Source organism: Chitinophagaceae bacterium, from assembly GCA_007695095.1.
Lineage (GTDB): Bacteria > Bacteroidota > Bacteroidia > Chitinophagales > REEL01 > REEL01.
In genome coordinates this window covers 1-19,804 of sequence record REEL01000065.1, presented here as the reverse complement: position 1 = coordinate 19,804, position 19,804 = coordinate 1, and the positions used below count along the sequence as shown (strand labels likewise).

Genomic DNA, 19,804 nt, shown 5'->3' with positions numbered 1-19,804 from the left:
GGTTTAGCGGGTAATTTTATAATTTTTAAAGCTTTCGAAAGCCCCTTAAATCTTGATAAAGTGTTCAATTTACAGAATTTTTCAGAATATTAATCTATGAATTATTAACAATGAAATTTTAGCGTGTACTGTATATAATACTTAGATTAAGAGTGTTTTAAAGGGGAATCATTCTCTTTTGCCATGTGATTAAAACTAAGTTTGTCCATATATCCGGGAAACCATTTGTTTAAGAAAACAGTCAACTTCCCTAAGGTTGTTAGTATGATTATTTTTTTTCTTTTTAAAATAGCTTTCAGCACTCTTTGTGATACTTCTTCTGCCGACATAATTTTTTTCTCATCTAAAGGGGTTTCTTTTTGAGAACTACCATCGGCTGTAAGTGCCTGATTGCGTATGTTTGAAGAAGTAAAGCCCGGGCAGACTGTCAATACATGCAGGCCTTTATATAAATTTTCAGTTCGTAAAGATTCTAAAAACCCTTGCATGGCAAATTTAGAGGCAGAATATCCGCTTCTTGCCGGTAAACCCCTGTAACCGGCAATAGATGAAATTCCTACTACCGAACCTTTACTTTTTAATAAATGGGGGAGTGCATACTTTGTACAATAGACCATTCCCCAAAAGTTAACATCCATTAATTTTTTGAGAATAGATAAATCTAAATCTTCAAATAAGGCTCGCATTGAAATGCCGGCATTATTTATTAGTATGTCTATATGGTTAAATTCTGAAAGTGCTCTGTTTATTAGATTTTGACAGTCATCTTCTTCACTCACATCAGTTTTTACAACTATGATGTTAGGGTTTTCATTATGAAGTTCTTTTTGTAATGCATTAAGTTTTTCTAAACTTCTGGCTGCCAAAACAATTTTTGCACCTGTTTTACTGAAGGATCTGGCAAGCGCCTCACCAATACCGGATGATGCACCGGTGATAATCACTACTTTGCCTTTGAAATCTTTTGCCATACTGCAAAAGTAAATAAAATGATGCTGATTTTAATATGCTATCAAATTTACTTCCACTTTATGCTGCAACCTACTGCCTGCGTTTCCTGTGGGTTGACTTCATTTCCTTTAAGCAGCGCATAAATGGCATTTTCAATATACTTGCTTTTAACCCTATCCGGATATTCCCAACTGTCATCTATTGCTCCTTTGTATCGCAATACCCGGTGTTTATCAAATAAAAACACCTCAGGCGTACGCTGCGCACCAAATGATTTAGCTACTTCTTGCGTTTCATCATGAAGGTATAAATTTTCTAAGCCCATAGCTTCCGCAAATGGAGGCATTTTTTCAAATCTATCATCCGGATATTTTTCACCATCATTTGGGTTGATAGCAACTATAGAAATGCCTCTCGGCTTAAAATTCGTATTTAATTCATAAATTCTTTTTAAATAAGCTCTTGCATAGGGACAATGATTACACGTAAAAATGACCAATAAAAGCTTTCCGCTAAGTTGTTCGCTATCACATATTTCTCCGTTAATGTCCTTTAATTTAAAAGGAACGAGTGCTTCTCCAATAACCATAGTTTTGTTTTTTATAATCAGTTAACTTATTAATAGTAGAAAAGTTTAAATCTATTGTTTCTTTATTAATTTTAATTCCTTTTTATCTAAGGCTTAAATATAAAGAAAAAAGATGTTAAATTTGTAATTAATGTTTAATAAAAGTTTTTTATTATTACAAAAGTATGAAAAGAATAGGTTTAGTTTTATCCTGTATCTGCATTTGTATTTTGCTTAACTCATGTAGAGCTCACAGAAATCTGGATGCTGCTTTCAGAAATCCGGAAAATGTAATTCATTTAAATCTTAGCCGACAAAATATAAAAGAATTGCCGGGTGATATAGGGTTGTTTGTAAATCTTGAAACCTTAGTCCTTTTTAGAAATCAATTGGAAACACTTCCACCTGAAATAGGTAATTTAAAAAATTTGCAAAGGTTAGTAGTAAGCAGAAATAATTTAAAAAGCCTGCCTCCTGAAATCGGTGATTTGGAAAATCTTCGCGAGCTATCCCTGCAATTCAATCACCTTAATGAAATACCTGAAGAAATATCTCAGCTCGATTATTTAGAAGAACTTAAGCTAAATCATAATAATCTCTCAAAATTGCCGGAGAGCATAGGTGACTTTGAAAATCTAAGGCATTTGTATTTACAGGATAATCAATTAAATGAAATACCTGAGAGTATTGAGGATTTATTTCATCTGCAAACGCTTATTATTGGAAGGAACCACCTTAGTAAACTTCCGGAAGGTATAACAAATCTTGATGGACTGATTACCTTAGATATCAGCAGAAGTGGCATGTTGCTTGAAGTTCCCGATGAATTTTGCAATATGCATAATCTTGAGGTTTTAGTGGTAGATCAATTAACAATCATCCCCTATTGTCTGCTGATGAAACCATCATACAGATTCAGATTAATTTACCGTTGATTTAAAAATCAATTCTATAATAGAAAATCGGTAAAAACCCTAACTGATATTCTTCTCTTAAAGGGGGATTCCCTCCGGTATAGCTTTGTCTGAAAACATTTTTATTATTTAAAACATTGACCAGATCAAGGCCTAACTCATGGGTAAATCTTTCAGTATTAATCCTGTAGTTAAATCTTACATCCGCCCGGAAATAATTTCTAAACTGTCTGCTATTTGTTAAAGAATCTATAAAGACAGCAGTTCCTGCTTGTTCAGATAGCTCCAAATCTAAAGGTGTATGTCTTTTCCCACCGGCAAAAGTAATTCCCCCTGAAATTCCAATATTTGAACGATTCCTTGTCCCTACACTTTTTTCCCAACCTCCTAAGAGATTCATTACAAAATTGCTGTTAAAAACTGTATTGTAAGTATTTCCGTCACTCCCCTCGTATTTTGAATCAAAAAGAGTTCCCGTAAAAAGGATAAAATAATTACTGTTAAAAAGCTTTTCTACCGTTAATTCCACTCCATAGTTTCTGCCTGTGCCTGTATTTTCTAATTCATCAGGAAAAAATCTATTTAAATCATCTCCCTGGTTTAAAACAGAATAGGCACTTGGACTTTTTTCAACCGGCACATTATACAGGTGCTGATAATAAGCCTCTACACGCATGCGTAAAAATCGGGAAATTCGATTGTCATATCCTGCTACTAAATGCAGGCTCCTCAAAAAATCAATGTCTTTATTGAGCATATTCGTTTCTTCAGATAATGGATTTGTGTCTGCGAAATAAATATATGCAGGTAACATCTGGCTGTGCAGCCCACTACCGAAATTCAGAGATTGACCTCTTCTAAACTGCCATCGGAGACCTACTCTCGGTTCAACGGCATAGCTATTATTTAGACTAAGGAACTGTCCGTGTATACCGCTATTTAAAGTTAAATTTTCTAATATTTTAAACTGCCACTGAAGGTAAGGTTGAATTAAAGCAAAACTTCCATCAGCCATTACTCTGTTGTAAAATTTATTTTCAATTGGGTTTAATAAGCTATCTGTAAAATTATATTGATAGATATCGTTGTAAATGCCTGTCCTTATGAGGTTTCTTGAATTTAGCCTGTGATTCAGATTAAAAGAAGCTGAATGTTTTTGTTGAATAAAACGATATGCATTGTTTAAACTTATGGAATCTACAATAATCACATTTGTATCCGGCCGCCTGTAAATCGTTTCGAGTTCATTTGATTGATATTCAACTGAAGTAGAAAGAGTCCCGGTATAATAGGTGTTTATGCTTGGGGAACCACTTAATCTTAGCCCGGTCACTCCCATGCCGGAACGAAATTGTTCGTCCAAATTTTCATCACCATAAATACCAATATCTTCCGGGGAGCTTATATCGCTGTTGATGATATCAATTCCACTCAAACCGCCAATTCCGAAAACTGAAAGATTTAAATTGTTTTCAAATGGAAAGTTTAATCGAAAGGAAAAGTCCTGATATTGAGGTACTGCATCGGTACCAATGCTAATCCCCAAAGCTTGAAAAATTGCAAGTGTAGAGTATCTGTAGTTTACCAAATAAGAAGAACTGCCCTTTGAAATAGGTCCTTCAGCCATTAACTCAGTACCTAAAAACCCAAATTGTCCTGAAAATTCATGATTTTGATTATTCCCGTTTCTCATTCTTAAATCAAAAACACCGGCTATACTATTTCCATATTCAGCAGGGAAGGCTCCGGTTATAAAATCAGAGTTCGAAAGTAGTCGTTGATTCAAAATAGTCACCGGGCCACCGGTATTTCCGGAAACCCCGAAATGATTAGGATTCGGAATGTTTACATTTTCCAATCGCCATAAAACACCCAAAGGTGAATTTCCTCTGATGACGATATCATTACTATTGTCATTTCCACCGGCTACTCCGGCAAAATTTGCAGCCATTCGGGCAGGGTCTCCTCTGCTTCCGGCATATCTTTCTGCTTCTTCAACAGCAAAAACTCTGGCACTTAAGGTGGTCATTTCATTAATTGCTGAAAATTCTCCCACTGAAGACCTGACTTCAACCTCATCCATTTCAAAAGCAGATGCTGTAAGTGGTATTTCAAGTATGGTCTCTCTGGCTGAAATCAATACTACATTGGGAATGAGTTGTTCATTATAACCCAGGTAGTTAACAACAAGAGTATATCTACCTACCGGTATATCACGGATTGCAAAAGCTCCTTTTTCGTCGGTTCCGGCTCCTTTTACCAGCAATCCACCGGCATTATAAGCAGCTACAGTTGCTCCGTAAAGCGGGAAATTACTTTCACTGTCTATAACCACCCCTCTGATAGTTTGCTTGATTTCTTCAGCAGATAAAGGTTTTATCAGACAAATAGCCGAAAAAATAATTAATAATAAGGAACAAAGTTTTTGAAACATGTACTTAGTGTTAAAGTGTGTTGATGTTTTGCATGATACTTCAAAATTCTAAAAAAACTGCTAAAAAGATATTTTTAAGCTAAAAAAATTAAATCGATGTAAAATTCTCTATAATTGTGTAAGAATTCTGAGTGATGCTTTTCAAATAAATATCTGTATTTAGAGTTTACTCAGAAGGTTAAAATTATTACTAATTGGTTAAGCAATTACTAACATTCTTTTTTTTGAGCCTTTTTTTGTTGTCTTGTAAACCGGATGATAAAAGCGGATGGGATACTGACTGGCTAATACCTGTATTTTCTACAGAATTGGGTGTCAGGGAAATTGCCGGTGATGAATACGTTCAGACAGATTCAGACGGGCTGTTAAGAATAGTGGTAAGTGAGGAGGTGTTGAATTTTAATTTGCAGGACGATTTATTGCAAATACCTGACACATCATTGACTTATTTCTTTAATCTGGATTCATTGCTGCAGGGTGGTAAGTATGCACATGGAAGTTATTTTTCCGGAAATGCATCTACTTTATTTACTGTGATTGATATTCAAGAGTCAACAACTTATGATTTAGATGGCCCTGAAATTACTTTTGTTCGCATCAAGGAAGGTCAGATTACGGTAGAAATGAGCAGTACAATTTCAGACTCTCTCTTTTTTGAATATTCACTTCCGGCAGCTACTGATGATAACGGCAATCCGCTGTTTTTGGAGACTGTTCTTCCGCCACCGGGAGCCTCCGGTACTGTCAGCAAGAGTGAAATCTTCGATATTTCAGGTTTTAATCTGAATTTAAAAGGACCTCAGAATAATCAATTCAATACTTTTCAACAAATTTTAAAAGGAAAAATAAGAGCTCAAAGCCCAATCGGTATTATACAGCCTACTGACAGTCTGAGAATTACCTATAAAATTCAAAATATAGTTCCGGAATATGTAAAAGGATACTTAGGCAGTGATACCATCAGCAGCGATTTAGAAGTGTTGGATACAGAAGTCTTTGATATAGTTAAATCCGGAAAATTATTTTTAGAAGCTGCGGCTATAAATCTTAGAGTAGAAAATGGTTTTGGTATTGAGGGAGAAGTAATTGTGAATAAATTAAAAGCTATTGGTCGCGGACAACAGGTAGAGTTAAGTTCAGCTCAATTGCAGCAAGGACTTAGCATAAGCAGGGCACTTGATAATCCGTTTATTGTTGGAAAGTCGAATTTGAATCTCGATGAGCAAAACTCTAATCTGAATCTCTTTTTACAAACTCTTCCGCAAACTATTGAATATGATTTTGATGTGTTGATTAATCCTTCCATGAATTTATTTAATTATCAGGATTTCGCTTATTTGAATAGTGAGTTAAAAGTATTTATGGATTTGGAAATCCCGCTTGCTATTAAATTGGAATCTCTAATGCTGATTGATACAATTGATTTTAACCCGGAGGAAATTGCACGTGAGCTAAGAGGTTTGGAAACCGGCAAGTTACATTTAATAACGGATAACAGTTTTCCGCTGGATTTCAGTATAACAGTTGCTTTTTTAAATGAAAACGGAGATGTACTTAAAGAATATTTTAAAGGGATGCAGGCAATTGGAGCTGAACCCGGCCCGGATTGCAAAACGGAAGAATCAAAGCGTTCTTTGCTATCTGCACCTTTGAGTAAAGAGGATATAGAAATTTGGAAGAATGTTGAAAAAGCAGTTGTTATCGCTACTTTGAATACGCCGGTTTCTACTTTTTGCAATGATAATTTTGTTCGACTTTATGATAACAATAAACTAAAAGTCAAGCTGACAGCGGATTTTAAATACAATTCAGGGTCTTTATTTTAAAAACTTAGCAGCCGGAAAATTCAATGCGTTTAATACTTTTTATAATACTTTTTGCTTTAAATCTGTCTTTACAGGGAGGGAATTTTCTGAAATCCGAGTTTATGGAAATGCCCGATTTTCATAATGAAAATGTGTTTGATAAAAAACATACCATAGTCCTTCATGGCGATTATCATAGCTTTTCCAATGCTTTAAAACACAATATAAATTATAGTATTCTTTTTAACAGATTTCTGGATGAAGATGAAAAGTCTGTGACAGCAAATGATTTGAAGGAAAGTAATCCTTTTAAGTTAAACTGGAATTTTGGAGCGACTTATTTCTATCAACCTCAAAAATCATTTTTGTTTGATAAAAGTATTTTAGGAATTGGTTTTAAAAATGTACAGGATTTTAGAGGTGTTTTCTCTGAAGATGCAGTAAACTTGGCTTTGTATGGGAACAAAAGTTTTGAGGATAAAACCGCATTTATAGGACCGGGAAATTTTGAACAAAGAGTTTTTAACGAATGGCAGCTTTTCTATGGTGGCACTAAAGAGATTAACGAATCTTTTACTTTTTTTACAGGAATAAAAGGGAGCCTGCTTCAAGGATTGCAGTATATTTCTGTGGATGTAGAAAAAGCTGAATTATTCACAGCTCCTTTAGGCGAAAGCCTGACTCTTGATTATGATTTTTCTATGATAGAAAATTCAGATCAGGGCATCCACCCGGGAATATGGAACGGCTTTGGTATGGATTTTACGTTAAATGCCGGAGTGAAAACTACAGACTACTATGTTTCTGCAACAGTATCCGGTCTTGGATTTATCAACTGGAAAGATAACAGCCGGCTGCAGGCAGATACTATAATTGACTTTCAGGGCATATTTGTTCCACAAATTTTTGATTTGGATAATCCTGATTTTTTTAATGATTATATAGATTCCGTAAACAATACTTACTTCCCTCAAAGTGAATTGTCCAACCACCGTTCAGCAAATCCTACAGTTATTGATCTTCGGGGAGGTCACAGCAGTTGGGAGTTTTTTGCTCTTTCAGGAGGAGTTCAGTATAGAAGTAGTTTTAAAAATTCCGGTATTTTCTGGGCCGGAGCTTCTTACCAACCCGTATCTAAACTCAATATTCATAAGTCATTTGCTTTTTCAACTATGTCGGGTTATCTGTCCGGCTTAGAAGTTGAGTTTAGTTCGCCTAATTTTTTAATCTCAGTAGGAAGCAACTCTATCAACGGACTTCTTTTTTCTAATCATTTTTCTTCGGGAAGTGCTTATTTAAAATCTACTATTAAGTTTTGAAAGATAAGAAAACAAGGGTTATAGTATCAGGTGCAGGGCCGGGAGGAGTTATAGCTGCCTATGTGTTAGCTGAAAAAGGAGTTTTAGTGGAATTGCATGATAAAGCCCTTTTCCCGCGAGACAAAATTTGCGGAGATGCTTTAAGTGGTAAAGTTGTTGAAGTTTTAAAACAGGTTGCTCCGCATTGTTTAGATGAATTGCGTGCTTTTGAAAAGCAAATCGGTTCGTATGGGGTTCATTTTTTTGCACCGAATAAAAACTCACTGAGAATTCCGTTCAAAAAAGCATTTAGTATGCAGGATCCGGCTCCCGGGTTTATTTCTAAGCGTTTAGATTTCGATAATTTTTTAGTTGAAAAACTGCTGAAACATCCCAATATAGAGTTTATTCAAAATTCTGAAATTACTAATTACAACAGGGTTGAAAATCAGTTGGAAGTTTGTTTTTCAAACGGTAATAAACAGTTGGCAGATTATGTTATTGGTGCTGATGGAGCTCATTCAAAATTGGCTAAATTTCACGGTTTCAAGCAGGTACCAAAGTATTACTGTGCCGGAATCAGAGCCTATTACAAAGGAGTGGAAGGGATGGATATTGAGAATTTTATTGAGCTGCACTTTTTAAAAGATGTACTGCCCGGATATTTTTGGATTTTTCCGCTCCCAAATGGTATGGCAAATATTGGACTTGGCATGAGAAGCGATAAGATTTCAGAGAAAAAAATAAATTTAAAGCACTTACTGAATGAAATCATAGAAAACGCTCCAACCATCAAAGATCGTTTTCAAAATGCTGAATTAGAAGGGTCGGTTAAAGGCTTTGGATTACCGCTGGGTTCCGTAAAAAGAAAACTTTCAGGAGATAATTATCTGTTAATAGGAGATGCGGCATCATTGATAGATCCTTTTACAGGAGAAGGAATCGGAAATGCAATGTTTTCCGGAAAGCTTGCTGCAGAAACTATCTGTGAAGCAATAGCCCAAAACAAAACAAACGCTGACTTTTTAAGTAAATACGATACATTGGTGTATGACAGATTGTGGAGTGAGCTAAAATTAAGCTATACTATGCAAAGACTTGTTAAATTTCCCTGGCTCTTTAATTATGTGGTCAATAAAGCCTCCCGAAATGAAACGCTGAGAGATACTATTTCCTGCATGTTTGAAGATATAGATTTAAGGCAGGAGTTTAAAAAACCTTCTTTTTATTGGAAATTACTTTGGAATTAAACAAAGATGAAATTATAATTCACAGTATTTAAGATTTTTTTGTATATTACATTTAGTTAATAATAATACATTAATCTTAAATTTAAAATATGATGAATAAATTTATTTGTTTTACAGTTTGTTTGCTGTTAAATATTTCGTTTTTGGTTGCTCAACCCCAAATTTCATTAACTCCATTTGCTTCCGGAATATCAAATCCTATTGAAATTGAACATGCCAATGATGAACGTTTGTTTATCGTTTCCAGGCCGGGTGTAATATACATTTCAGATAGTAATGGGGATATTTTTTCAAATCCATTTTTAGATATTTCAAGTCAGGTTATGACCGGTAGTGAAAGAGGTTTATTGGGTCTGGCATTTCACCCAGATTTTCAGGATAACGGTTATTTTTATGTATGTTATTCAGAATCTCCGGGAGGTGACAATGTAGTTTCAAGATTTAGTGTAGATTCTTCCGATCCCGATATAGCTGACCCGAATTCAGAGCAAGTTATCTTAACCATTTCCCAGCCGGCCGGAAATCATAATGGAGGAGATATATTGTTTGGACATGACGGTTATTTATACATTGCGGTAGGAGACGGAGGAGGTGCAGGTGACCCTCAGAATAATTCTCAAAATCCACAAAACTTTTTAGGCACCATGCTTAGGATAGATGTTGACAATGGAAGTCCTTATGCTGTTCCTTCAGATAATCCCTTTTTTAATGATGCATCAACCCTTGATGAAATTTGGGCTCTTGGTCTGCGTAATCATTGGAGAAATAGCTTTGACAGAGTAACCGGTGATTTATGGATTGCTGATGTCGGACAAAGTGCCATAGAGGAAGTGAACTTTCAGGCTGCTGATAGCGAAGGAGGCCAAAATTATGGCTGGAGATGTTATGAAGGTAGTTTACCATATAATTTAACCGATTGTGGTCCGGAATCTGATTATACATTTCCTGCTTTTGAATATGAGCATTACGGAGGCGGATGCAGTGGTTCAATTACGGGAGGGTTTGTTTACAGAGGAGCTCTTTTTAACGGTTTATACGGCAAATATCTGGCGGCAGATTATTGTAAGGGCGATTTTTACTGGGTTGAACAAACTGATACCGGTTTTGCTTCCGGATTTATAGGTACTTATACACCTTTTCAGTATGTCTCTTTTGGAGAGGATGTTTATGGTGAATTATACATAGCTTCATTAACAAGTGGGACTGTTGAGCATATTACAGATACCTCTGATTGCAGACCGGCTGCTGTAATTTTAAGCGAAAGTTTTACAGAAACTAATCCGGCAGATTTTGACTCTTTGCCGATTGAATTAGAAGCAGTTTATCACCCAAGCCTGGAGTATCAATGGTTTCTTGATAATAACATTATCCCGGGGGCAACATCTCATGTTCATTTAGTAAATGATGGTGAATCAGGCACTTATAGTGTTATGGTAACTAATCCGGACAATGGCTGTGATAACTTATCTGAAGATGTAGATGTTTTTATATCTCCTATGAATTCCGTAATAAATGATTTGACTGCTTTTGATGATAAGTTTAGTATGTATCCTAATCCGGCATCCAATCAATTAACTCTTGAGTTTAAAGATGATAAATTTAATGATTTGAATATTCGCGTATTAGATGTTACAGGAAGAACCCTGATAGAAAGTGCTAATGTTTCAACACAACAAAAATTGAATATTGATACCGAAAATTTAATACAGGGGGTTTACTTTTTGTCGATTTCTACCGGTAACAAAACCTTTAACAGTAAGTTTCAGGTGGTTCGTTAATACAAAAATAACTTCAGAGGTTTTAGAAACTAAAGATTGCCCCGAAGCTCTTTCAGGAAGTCCCGTATATTTTCAAGTGATTCTTTTAATTCAAACGAATCAATGACTTTCTTTGGGTTTTTACGAAGTTGTTTTTTTGCTCCTTCCAGGGTGTATCCCTTTACTTTAAGCATTTCATAAATTAACTTTAAATTCTCGATGTCTTTGCGTGTAAAATAGCGGGTACCTTTCGTGTTTTTTTTAGGCTTGAGAATATCAAACTCTTTTTCCCAATACCGAACCAAAGAAGTAGAAACATTAAACATCTCAGCTACCTCGCCGATAGTGAAATATAGTTTTTCTATTTTTTTTTCTTTATATGGCAAAGCTGAACGATTTTAAAAAAAGTTTAGTCAAAAGACTGATTGTGTCTGGATGCTAATTCAACTACTTTATCAAATTCTTCAGGAGTCAAATCATTGTAGAAGAAGTTGATTGGATCTATACGGTTACCGTCTTTTATAACTTCATAATGGAGGTGAGGAGCCGTAGATAAACCTGTATTACCCACATAACCAATTATATCACCCCGGTTAATAGTTTGCCCTCTTCTCACATTAAAGCGGCTAAGGTGAGCATAAAGCGTTTTATATCCGTAGCCGTGATTAATTATAATGTGGTTTCCATAACCGCGATTACTGTGAACTACACTTTCAATAACTCCATTGCCTGTAGAATAAACTTCAGTTCCGGTCGGTGCCGTGAAGTCAATGCCCTGATGCAGGCGTCTGGTTTTATAAATAGGGTGTATCCGATAACCGAATCCGGAAGCTATTCTTGTTAAATCTGCATTTGATATAGGCTGAATGGCAGGTATGGAAGCCAACATTTCAGACTTGTTTTTCAGCATCTCTGTTACTTCGTCATAAGACTTAGACTGTATGTAAAGTTGCCTTCTGATTTTATCAATTCTTTCAGCCACAGCCATCATCAAACCGGAATTTTTTAAACCCTCCAGATGCTGATATCTCAATGACCCGCCGACACCGGCTGATCGTACTGATTTCGGAATAGGTTCCGATTCAAAAATTACTCTGTAAATATTATCATCTCTATCTTGCAACTGAGCTACTACATCTTCCATTTCCACGAGCTTTCTCTCTACCAATTGATAGTTTAATCTCATTTCATCTACTTCTCGTTGCAGCACTATTTCTTTTGGTGATTGAAAGAAGTTATAGGCAGTAGAAACTATAATAACAGCAAACATAATAGTTGCCGAAAGAAAGCCTAAAACTTTCAGTGAAAATTTTCCCCAGCCCTCCTGGACTTTTTCATACTTCAGTGTCTGAGTATTAAAAACGTATTTTGCTTTTCTCATATAGCTTACTTAAGCTAAGATTTTATTTAAAAAGGAATTCGTTGGTGAAAATTATAATATTGAATACATAAACGCCCCTAATTTCTGCAAATATAATGTTTTTCATACTAAAAACTATATTTTTGTGCCAGTTTATGAACGCTCGGTAATCAGAAATGTATACGTTTTAATACAACATAAAGTTTGTTTTTCTGTAATTATCAAAAAAATAAAAGAAATCTATGCTAGCAAAAGATATACGTCAGAAATTTTTGGACTTTTATCAACAGAAAGACCATAAGATTATTGAGTCAGCGCCAATGGTTTTGAAAAATGACCCCACACTGATGTTTACAAATGCCGGTATGAATCAGTTTAAAGATATTTTTTTAGAAAACAAAAAAGCAAGCGACAAGCGAGTAGCAAATTCTCAAAAGTGTTTAAGAGTCTCCGGAAAGCATAATGATTTGGAAGAGGTTGGGAAAGATACCTATCACCACACCATGTTCGAAATGCTTGGGAATTGGTCGTTTGGGGATTATTTTAAGAAAGAAGCTATTGAAATGGCATGGGAGTTACTAACGCAAGTTTATAAGCTGGATAAAAAAAGTTTGTACGTAACTTATTTTGAGGGGAGCGTTGAAGATAATCTGGGCCCGGATGATGAGACCAAAAAAATGTGGGAAAGCCTCATTGATGAAAGTAGGATTTTAAAAGGAAATAAAGCAGATAATTTTTGGGAAATGGGGGATGTCGGACCTTGCGGACCTTGCTCTGAAATTCACATTGACTTGCGAACTGCTGAAGAAAAAAGTAAAATTGACGGCAAAGAATTGGTGAATGCCGGACATCCACAGGTAGTTGAAATCTGGAATTTAGTGTTTATTCAATATAACCGTTTGTCTGACGGGCATTTACAGCTTTTGCCTAACAGACATGTAGATACAGGAATGGGCTTTGAGCGCTTATGTATGGCACTTCAGAAAAAAACGAGTAATTACGATACTGATTTATTTGCCCCATTAATAAAAGCTATAGGGGAAGAATCAAAGCAAAAATATGGCAAAAATGAACAGACAGATATAGCCATACGGGTAATTGCAGATCACGTTCGGGCTGTTGCATTCGCGATTGCTGACGGTCAGCTGCCTTCTAATACCGGGGCAGGTTATGTTATAAGAAGAATTTTACGAAGAGCTGTTAGATATGCTTTTAGCTTTTTGTCTATTCAGAAAAGTTTTCTGTTTACCTTAGTGAAAGAACTGACAGAAATTTATGCCGGTATCTATCCTGAATTGCAAAAACAACAGGAATTTATCGAAAAGGTGATGCTGGAAGAAGAAAATAATTTCAGAAAAACATTAGAAAGCGGTTTGAAAAGATTTGATGATTACATTTCAAGCCATTCAAAAGCGGATAAGATTGTAGACGGCAATTTTGCTTTTGAATTATATGACACTTTTGGATTTCCACCTGATTTAACAGCTTTATTAGCAGAAGAAAATAGCTTTTCATTTGATGAAACAGGTTTTAATAAGGCGATGTCTTTGCAAAAAAAGCGCTCTAAAGATGCTTCAAAGAAAGAACTCGATGACTGGGTAAATGTCTCTGAAGGTGAAAACTCTGTTTTTGTAGGCTATGATCATTTGGAAACAGATTGTAAAATAATCAGGTACCGAAAGGTTCAGGCTTCAGGCAAGGAATTCTATCATATCATTTTAGACAAAACTCCTTTTTATGCCGAATCGGGTGGACAAACCGGAGATAAAGGAGTGCTGAGCTTTGAAGATGATACAATCGAAATTATCGATACGATTAAAGAAAATGAATTGACAATTCATGTTTCAAAAAAGCAGCCAAAAGATGCAAAAAGCCGTTGCAGGGCAATTGTGCTGGCTGATAATAGAGAGAACACTTCGGCAAATCATTCAGCAACGCATTTGTTACATGCCTCTTTAAAAAAGATATTGGGAAATCATGTTGAGCAAAAGGGTTCATTGGTCAGGGCTGATTATCTGCGTTTTGATTTTTCACACTTTCAGAAAATGACAGATGAGGAAATTAGGCAGATAGAACAAATGGTAAACGAAAAGATTCGCGAAAACATCGCTCTTGATGAGCAAAGAAACGTTCCTTTTAAGGAGGCTATAGCAAAGGGAGCAACAGCACTTTTTGGAGAAAAATACAGCGAGGAAGTGCGGGTAATTACTTTTGAGGAAAACTTTTCCAGTGAATTGTGCGGAGGTACACATGTTCAGTCTACCGGTGAAATAGGTGTTTTTAAAATAATTTCAGAGTCAGCGGTGTCAGCAGGAGTGAGAAGAATAGAGGCGGTAACGGGACAAGCCGCCGAAAACTGGATTTATACCCGCTTAGAAGAACTTTCCGCAGTTAAAAAATTGCTGAAAAACCCGCAGCAAATAACTACTGCTGTAGAGGCGCTTCTAAAAGACAATCAGCAAATGGCCAAAAAAATTGAAAGCTTACAAGCGGAAAAGTCAGGGGGTGTAAAAGAAGAGATTGTTGCCAAAATCAAAGAGGAAAATGGAATAAAGTGGTTTAAAGGAATTTTAGATGGTTCAGATAGTAAGCAAGTTAAGGATATTGCTTTTCAGCTAAGGCAGCAATTCCCTGATTTAATTTTCATTGCCGGTATAATACAATCAGAAAAACCTCAGATTTGCATAATGATTTCGGATTCCTTTACGGCAAGTCACGGTTTGGATGCCGGGAAAATTGTTCGGGAAGCAGCCGTTGAAATTAAAGGCGGCGGGGGAGGACAGGCATTTTTTGCTACAGCCGGAGGTTCTGACGTATCTAAATTAAAAAGTGCTTTAGACAAAGCAGAATCGATAATTAAAAATGAATTAAACTAAGTATGACAGTAAATAATAAATATGAAGCAGTTATTGGCCTTGAGGTACATGCTCAGCTTCAAACGAAAAGTAAAGCTTTTTCTAAAGATCCGGTTTCTTACGGAGAAAAGCCCAACACTATGGTAGATCCGGTTTCTTTGGGTCACCCGGGAACACTTCCTGTTTTTAATAAAGAAGTTGTTGCAATGGCTTTAAAAATGGGTCTGGCATGCGAAGCAGATATCAGGGAAGTAAATCAGTTTGCCAGAAAAAACTATTTCTATGCGGATTTACCGAAAGGGTATCAGATTACTCAGGATGACACACCTATTTGCACCAATGGATTTGTAGAATATAAAATGGGTGATGAAACCAAAAAAGTCAGGCTTATCAGAATTCACATGGAAGAAGATGCCGGTAAAAGCATTCATGATTTGGATCCGTTTAATACGCTGATTGACCTAAACCGATGCGGAGTGCCTTTGATTGAAATTGTCACCATGCCGGATTTGCGAAGTGGAGATGAGGCTTTTGCTTATTTAATGGAAATGCGTAAACTGGTCAGGTATCTTGATGTTTGCGACGGAAACATGGAAGAGGGGAGTTTGAGGTGTGATGCAAATATTTCTGTCAGATTAAGAGGTGCCGAAGAGTATGGACAGAAAGTGGAGGTTAAAAACATGAACTCCATGCGAAATGTAAAAAAAGCCATAGAGTTTGAAATTGAGCGTCAGATAGATTGCCTGGAAACCGGTATTGAAATTATGCACGAAACCAGAAGTTTTGATGCCTCAAAAGGAACAACTTTTTCCATGCGTTCAAAAGAAGAAGCCAATGATTATCGCTATTTCCCGGAGCCAGATTTACCTCCGGTAATTGTAGATGAAGCCTGGCTAAATGAAGTAAAGGCAAGTATGCCGGCTCTCCCAAAGGAGCTTACTAAAATTTTTACAAAAGAATTAGGCTTATCTGAATATGACGCTACGGTAATTACGGAAGACAAGCAAATTGCATTGTACTTTCAAAATTTAACAAAGCTTACTAAAAACTATAAAGCTGCGGCAAACTGGATAATAGGACCGGTAAAATCCTATCTGAATGAAAAAGCTCTTCATTTTGAAGACTTTCCATTGCCAGAGCAAAAGATTGCTGAAATAATCGATCTGATAGATGAGGGTAAACTTAGTTTTACTGCGGCTTCCCAAAAGCTTTTCCCTGTTATGGCGCAATCACCCGAAAAGCCGGCAAAAGAGTTAGCAGAAAGCCTTAATCTGATTCAGGATTCTGATGAGGATACATTAAGTGGTTTTGTATTGGAGGCTATTCAAGCTTATCCGGAGAAAGTAAAGGAGTATCAAGCCGGTAAAAAAGGTTTGATGGGACTTTTTATGGGAGAAGTTATGAAGCGTTCAAAAGGAAAAGCAGACCCTAAAAAAGCAAGTGCAATTCTTCAGGAAATGTTGGATAAGGCTTAATTTTTTTCATTACAGGAAAAACAGTTTTTAATAAAAAATATAAGCACGATTAAAACGTTTTGTTAAATTGATGAAGTTTAAGAAAAATAAGTAAAAACTTCTCTATCAAAAAAATAACTACAATGAAGTATATAAAATTTAAGCAGGTTTTCATTTTTCCACTTATCATAACTTTATTGGGTAGTTGCAGTGAATTATCAGATAAAGAAAGTAATAGAAGTTCTAAAAGTGAATACCATATTAAAGGCACAATTAGTGGCGATGCATCGGCTATGCCGGTTTATTTGGAGCAGGTTTCTTTCAATCAGAATATAGTAATTGACACAGCGATAGTTTCCGGTGAAGGAAACTTTGAAATGAGAGGTTCTGTAAGTGAAAAGGGTGTATATATGCTAAAACTCAGCAAGGATGTTTCATGGGTTATTATTTTAGATAATCAGGAAATGAATTTTGAGGCAAATAAAACAGATCTTTTCAATTATACTATCAGTGGAGGACCGGCAGAAAATGAAATTTTGCTAAGTATGGTAGGTGATTTGGGTAAAGCTCAAAATAACCTGGCTGCCATAGGTTTGGAATTTCAACAAGTTCAGGGAGCCGGAGGGCCGGTAGAAAGATTACTCGAATTACAGAATGAATATCAGGAACAGATAGAATTTGTCAGTGAATATAACAGAAAGTTTGCGGACACAACTGAATCTGAGTTGCTGGCTGTATTTGCAATTAGTTTGATGGATATTAATGAAAATTATGACTTCATCAGTACGTATATTGAAGAAAACGGTCATTTGGCTAATGAAAATCATTTATTCAGACAGCTTGAACATCAAATTGCGTCTGCATCTCCCTTGGCAGTGGGTCGGGAAGCTCCGGATTTTACATTAAACACGCATAAAGGCAAGGAAATTAGTTTGTCTGACACCAGAGGAAAAATTGTATATCTTGATTTTTGGGCAAGCTGGTGCGGACCATGCAGGCATGAAAACCCGAATTTAGTGAGACTATACAATGAGTATAAAGACAAGGGCTTTACTATTTTTGGTGTTTCATTGGATAATAATTTAAAGAGATGGGTAGATGCCATAAATGATGATGGGCTGAATTGGCCTTATCAGGGAAGTCAATTGAAAGGCTGGGGCTGTTCTGTAGCCAGAGAATATCAGGTAAGTGCCATTCCGGCAACTTTTTTACTGGATGAAACCGGGAAAATAATTGCCCGAAATTTACGTGGAATTCAACTTGAAAATAAGTTAAAGAAGCTGTTTAGCGAAGATGAGGTTTAATTTGTTTCAATAATTAAAACACCCCTATTACGTATTTCGCTTTCGTAAATGTTTTGTTAAAAACGAGTGCTTAGTTTTCTTTTGAAACTATTCTGAACTATCTTTGCAATCGTTTTTTTTTAAAAAAGATTTTATGTATAAAAAGATTATGTTGCTCGGTTCAGGGGAACTGGGTAAAGAATTTGTCATTGCGGCAAAGAGGATGGGACAATATGTGATTGCTGTTGATAATTATAAAAATGCACCGGCGATGCAGCTTGCTGACGATTTTGAGGTGACGGATATGTTAAATGCCAAAGAGTTAAGTAAAATAATTAATAAGCATCAACCGGATATTATTGTACCTGAAATAGAAGCGATACGCACAGAACAATTGTATGATTTTGAGGAAAAAGGAATACAGGTAGTTCCTTCTGCAAAGGCTGTTAATTTCACTATGAACAGAAAGTTAATCAGGGATATAGCTGCCAAAGAATTGGGGTTAAAAACTGCTGCTTATCAATATGCAGATACCAAGGATTCCTTTATAAAAGCGGTTAAAAAGATTGGTTATCCCTGTGTTTCTAAGCCACTGATGTCATCGTCCGGGAAGGGACAGTCAATAATCAGAGAAGAGATTGATATTTTAGATGCATGGGAAACCGCCATAGAAAGTAGTAGGGGAGACATAAAAGAAGTAATTATAGAAGAATTCATTCGCTTTGATTCTGAAATAACTTTATTGACAGTAACTCAAAAAAAGGGAGCTATTTTATTTTGTCCTCCGATAGGTCATCGTCAGGAGCGGGGAGATTATATGGAAAGCTGGCAACCGGAATATATGAAGCCTGCTTTGCTGGAAAAGGCTAAGGAAATGGCAGAAAAAGTCACCAAAGCTTTGGGTGGCGCGGGCTTATGGGGAGTAGAATTTTTTATTTGTGAGGATGAAGTATATTTTTCGGAGCTTTCTCCGAGACCTCATGATACCGGTATGGTTACATTGGCAGGCACTCAGAATTTGAATGAATTTGAGTTACATTTCAGGGCTTTAATCGGGCTGCCTATACATCAGATTACCTTAGAAAGGGCAGCTGCATCAGCCGTAATTTTGGCAGCAGACGACAGCAATGAAATGCCTTCTTATGACGGCTTACCTCAGGCTTTAGAATTAAAAAAATCAGATATTCGTATTTTTGGCAAACCATTTACAAAAAAATATAGACGGATGGGCATTTCACTTGTGTATGATGATGTAGATACGGAGATTCATGAGTTGAGAAGAAAAGCAAGGAGTGCAGCAAAACAGATTTCAGTAAATAAAAAATAGAGTGACTGCTGATTTTTTTTAGTTTACAAATGTTCTTGAGTAATTTTGTTTTTTAGGGTTTTGTGAAATGTACGTCTCTGAATAAGATTGACCGTTTTTTGTTAGAATATGGAGCAGGGCAGCCTCTCACCACACCGTCATTGTGAGCTTCAAAAGGGAAGCCCTGCGCGTATGCTTGAAGTGTGACAATCTCCGGATTGGGGGCAGGGGCTATCAAAAAGTTTTATCAAGCCCTTTCTAACCCTTTTTTTTAGAAAAAAAGGGTTAACAAAAAAATCGCGGCTGAATTCCTCCTTGACCCGCTATGCTTTCACTTGCTAAAAATTTTAAACTCCTTGCGTCGAACAGTAAAATTTTTCACGCAAGATTCAAGCAGCGGGTGCCCCAAGTCCGGAATAAAGGCCGCATTCCTTCTGCGAAATGGCTTCTTTAAGGTCTTTAAGCTTGAAGTTTATCCAAAATATAAATAAAAAAGCCTGTCGTGCTGTTAATCGGGCCTTGAGGGGTTGTCCAATAAAACAAGAAAACAGGAACGCTTAGAATTTGAG

At 36.2% G+C, this 19,804-nt stretch carries 14 protein-coding genes; 9 read left to right on the top strand and 5 right to left on the bottom strand.

Annotation, left to right across the window (positions count from 1 at the left end):
• Nucleotides 1-146: 146 nt before the first annotated feature.
• Complete coding sequence (locus EA412_02140) at nucleotides 147-971, bottom strand: SDR family oxidoreductase (GenBank protein TVR82068.1); 825 nt, start codon at nucleotides 969-971, stop codon at nucleotides 147-149.
• Nucleotides 972-1,018: 47 nt separating this feature from the next.
• The gene (locus EA412_02135) at nucleotides 1,019-1,540 is read right to left on the bottom strand and encodes a thioredoxin family protein (protein ID TVR82067.1); all 522 of its coding nucleotides are present in this window, start codon (nucleotides 1,538-1,540) and stop codon (nucleotides 1,019-1,021) included.
• A 164-nt stretch (nucleotides 1,541-1,704) separates the two neighbouring features.
• On the opposite strand from EA412_02135, the gene EA412_02130 reads away from it, so the two are divergent.
• Nucleotides 1,705-2,454, top strand: a complete 750-nt coding sequence (locus tag EA412_02130; protein TVR82066.1) for a leucine-rich repeat domain-containing protein — start codon at nucleotides 1,705-1,707, stop codon at nucleotides 2,452-2,454.
• A 1-nt stretch (nucleotide 2,455) separates the two neighbouring features.
• Here the strand turns inward: EA412_02130 and EA412_02125 are convergent, their stop codons facing one another.
• On the bottom strand, nucleotides 2,456-4,867 hold the full coding sequence (locus EA412_02125; protein TVR82065.1) for a hypothetical protein: 2,412 nt from the start codon (nucleotides 4,865-4,867) through the stop codon (nucleotides 2,456-2,458).
• 239 nt (nucleotides 4,868-5,106) lie between these two features.
• Here EA412_02125 and EA412_02120 point away from each other — a divergent pair, with 239 nt between their 5' ends.
• From EA412_02120 to EA412_02105, 4 genes are all read left to right on the top strand, one after another.
• Nucleotides 5,107-6,693, top strand: a complete 1,587-nt coding sequence (locus EA412_02120) for a hypothetical protein (GenBank protein TVR82064.1) — start codon at nucleotides 5,107-5,109, stop codon at nucleotides 6,691-6,693.
• Between the two features lie 23 nt (nucleotides 6,694-6,716).
• Nucleotides 6,717-7,991 carry a hypothetical protein gene (locus EA412_02115; GenBank protein TVR82063.1) on the top strand — a complete coding sequence of 425 codons (1,275 nt, stop codon included), beginning with the start codon at nucleotides 6,717-6,719 and terminating at the stop codon, nucleotides 7,989-7,991.
• A complete protein-coding gene (locus tag EA412_02110; GenBank protein ID TVR82062.1) occupies nucleotides 7,988-9,220 on the top strand; it encodes a geranylgeranyl reductase family protein in 1,233 nt (410 codons plus the stop codon). Before EA412_02115 ends, EA412_02110 begins: the two co-directional genes overlap by 4 nt.
• Before the next feature lie 89 nt (nucleotides 9,221-9,309).
• Nucleotides 9,310-10,998 (top strand): T9SS C-terminal target domain-containing protein, encoded by a 1,689-nt coding sequence (locus EA412_02105; GenBank protein ID TVR82061.1) that lies wholly within the window; start codon nucleotides 9,310-9,312, stop codon nucleotides 10,996-10,998.
• Nucleotides 10,999-11,027: 29 nt separating this feature from the next.
• On the opposite strand, the gene EA412_02100 is transcribed toward EA412_02105, so the two are convergent.
• Together EA412_02100 and EA412_02095 are read right to left on the bottom strand one after the other, a co-directional pair.
• Nucleotides 11,028-11,363: a MerR family transcriptional regulator gene (locus EA412_02100; GenBank protein TVR82060.1), complete on the bottom strand. Its 336-nt coding sequence runs from the start codon at nucleotides 11,361-11,363 to the stop codon at nucleotides 11,028-11,030.
• A gap of 23 nt (nucleotides 11,364-11,386) precedes the next feature.
• Nucleotides 11,387-12,358, bottom strand: a complete 972-nt coding sequence (locus tag EA412_02095) for a M23 family metallopeptidase (GenBank protein ID TVR82059.1) — start codon at nucleotides 12,356-12,358, stop codon at nucleotides 11,387-11,389.
• Nucleotides 12,359-12,579: 221 nt separating this feature from the next.
• Between EA412_02095 and EA412_02090 the strand changes: the two genes are divergently transcribed.
• From EA412_02090 to EA412_02075, 4 genes are all read left to right on the top strand, one after another.
• Nucleotides 12,580-15,213 carry an alanine--tRNA ligase gene (locus EA412_02090; GenBank protein ID TVR82058.1) on the top strand — a complete coding sequence of 878 codons (2,634 nt, stop codon included), beginning with the start codon at nucleotides 12,580-12,582 and terminating at the stop codon, nucleotides 15,211-15,213.
• A 2-nt stretch (nucleotides 15,214-15,215) separates the two neighbouring features.
• Nucleotides 15,216-16,667, top strand: a complete 1,452-nt coding sequence (gatB, locus tag EA412_02085) for an Asp-tRNA(Asn)/Glu-tRNA(Gln) amidotransferase subunit GatB (protein ID TVR82057.1) — start codon at nucleotides 15,216-15,218, stop codon at nucleotides 16,665-16,667.
• Between the two features lie 122 nt (nucleotides 16,668-16,789).
• Nucleotides 16,790-17,950: an AhpC/TSA family protein gene (locus tag EA412_02080; GenBank protein TVR82056.1), complete on the top strand. Its 1,161-nt coding sequence runs from the start codon at nucleotides 16,790-16,792 to the stop codon at nucleotides 17,948-17,950.
• Nucleotides 17,951-18,083: 133 nt separating this feature from the next.
• Entirely contained in the window at nucleotides 18,084-19,256 is a 1,173-nt protein-coding gene (locus EA412_02075; protein ID TVR82055.1) for a formate-dependent phosphoribosylglycinamide formyltransferase, read from the top strand.
• Nucleotides 19,257-19,804: the final 548 nt, after the last annotated feature.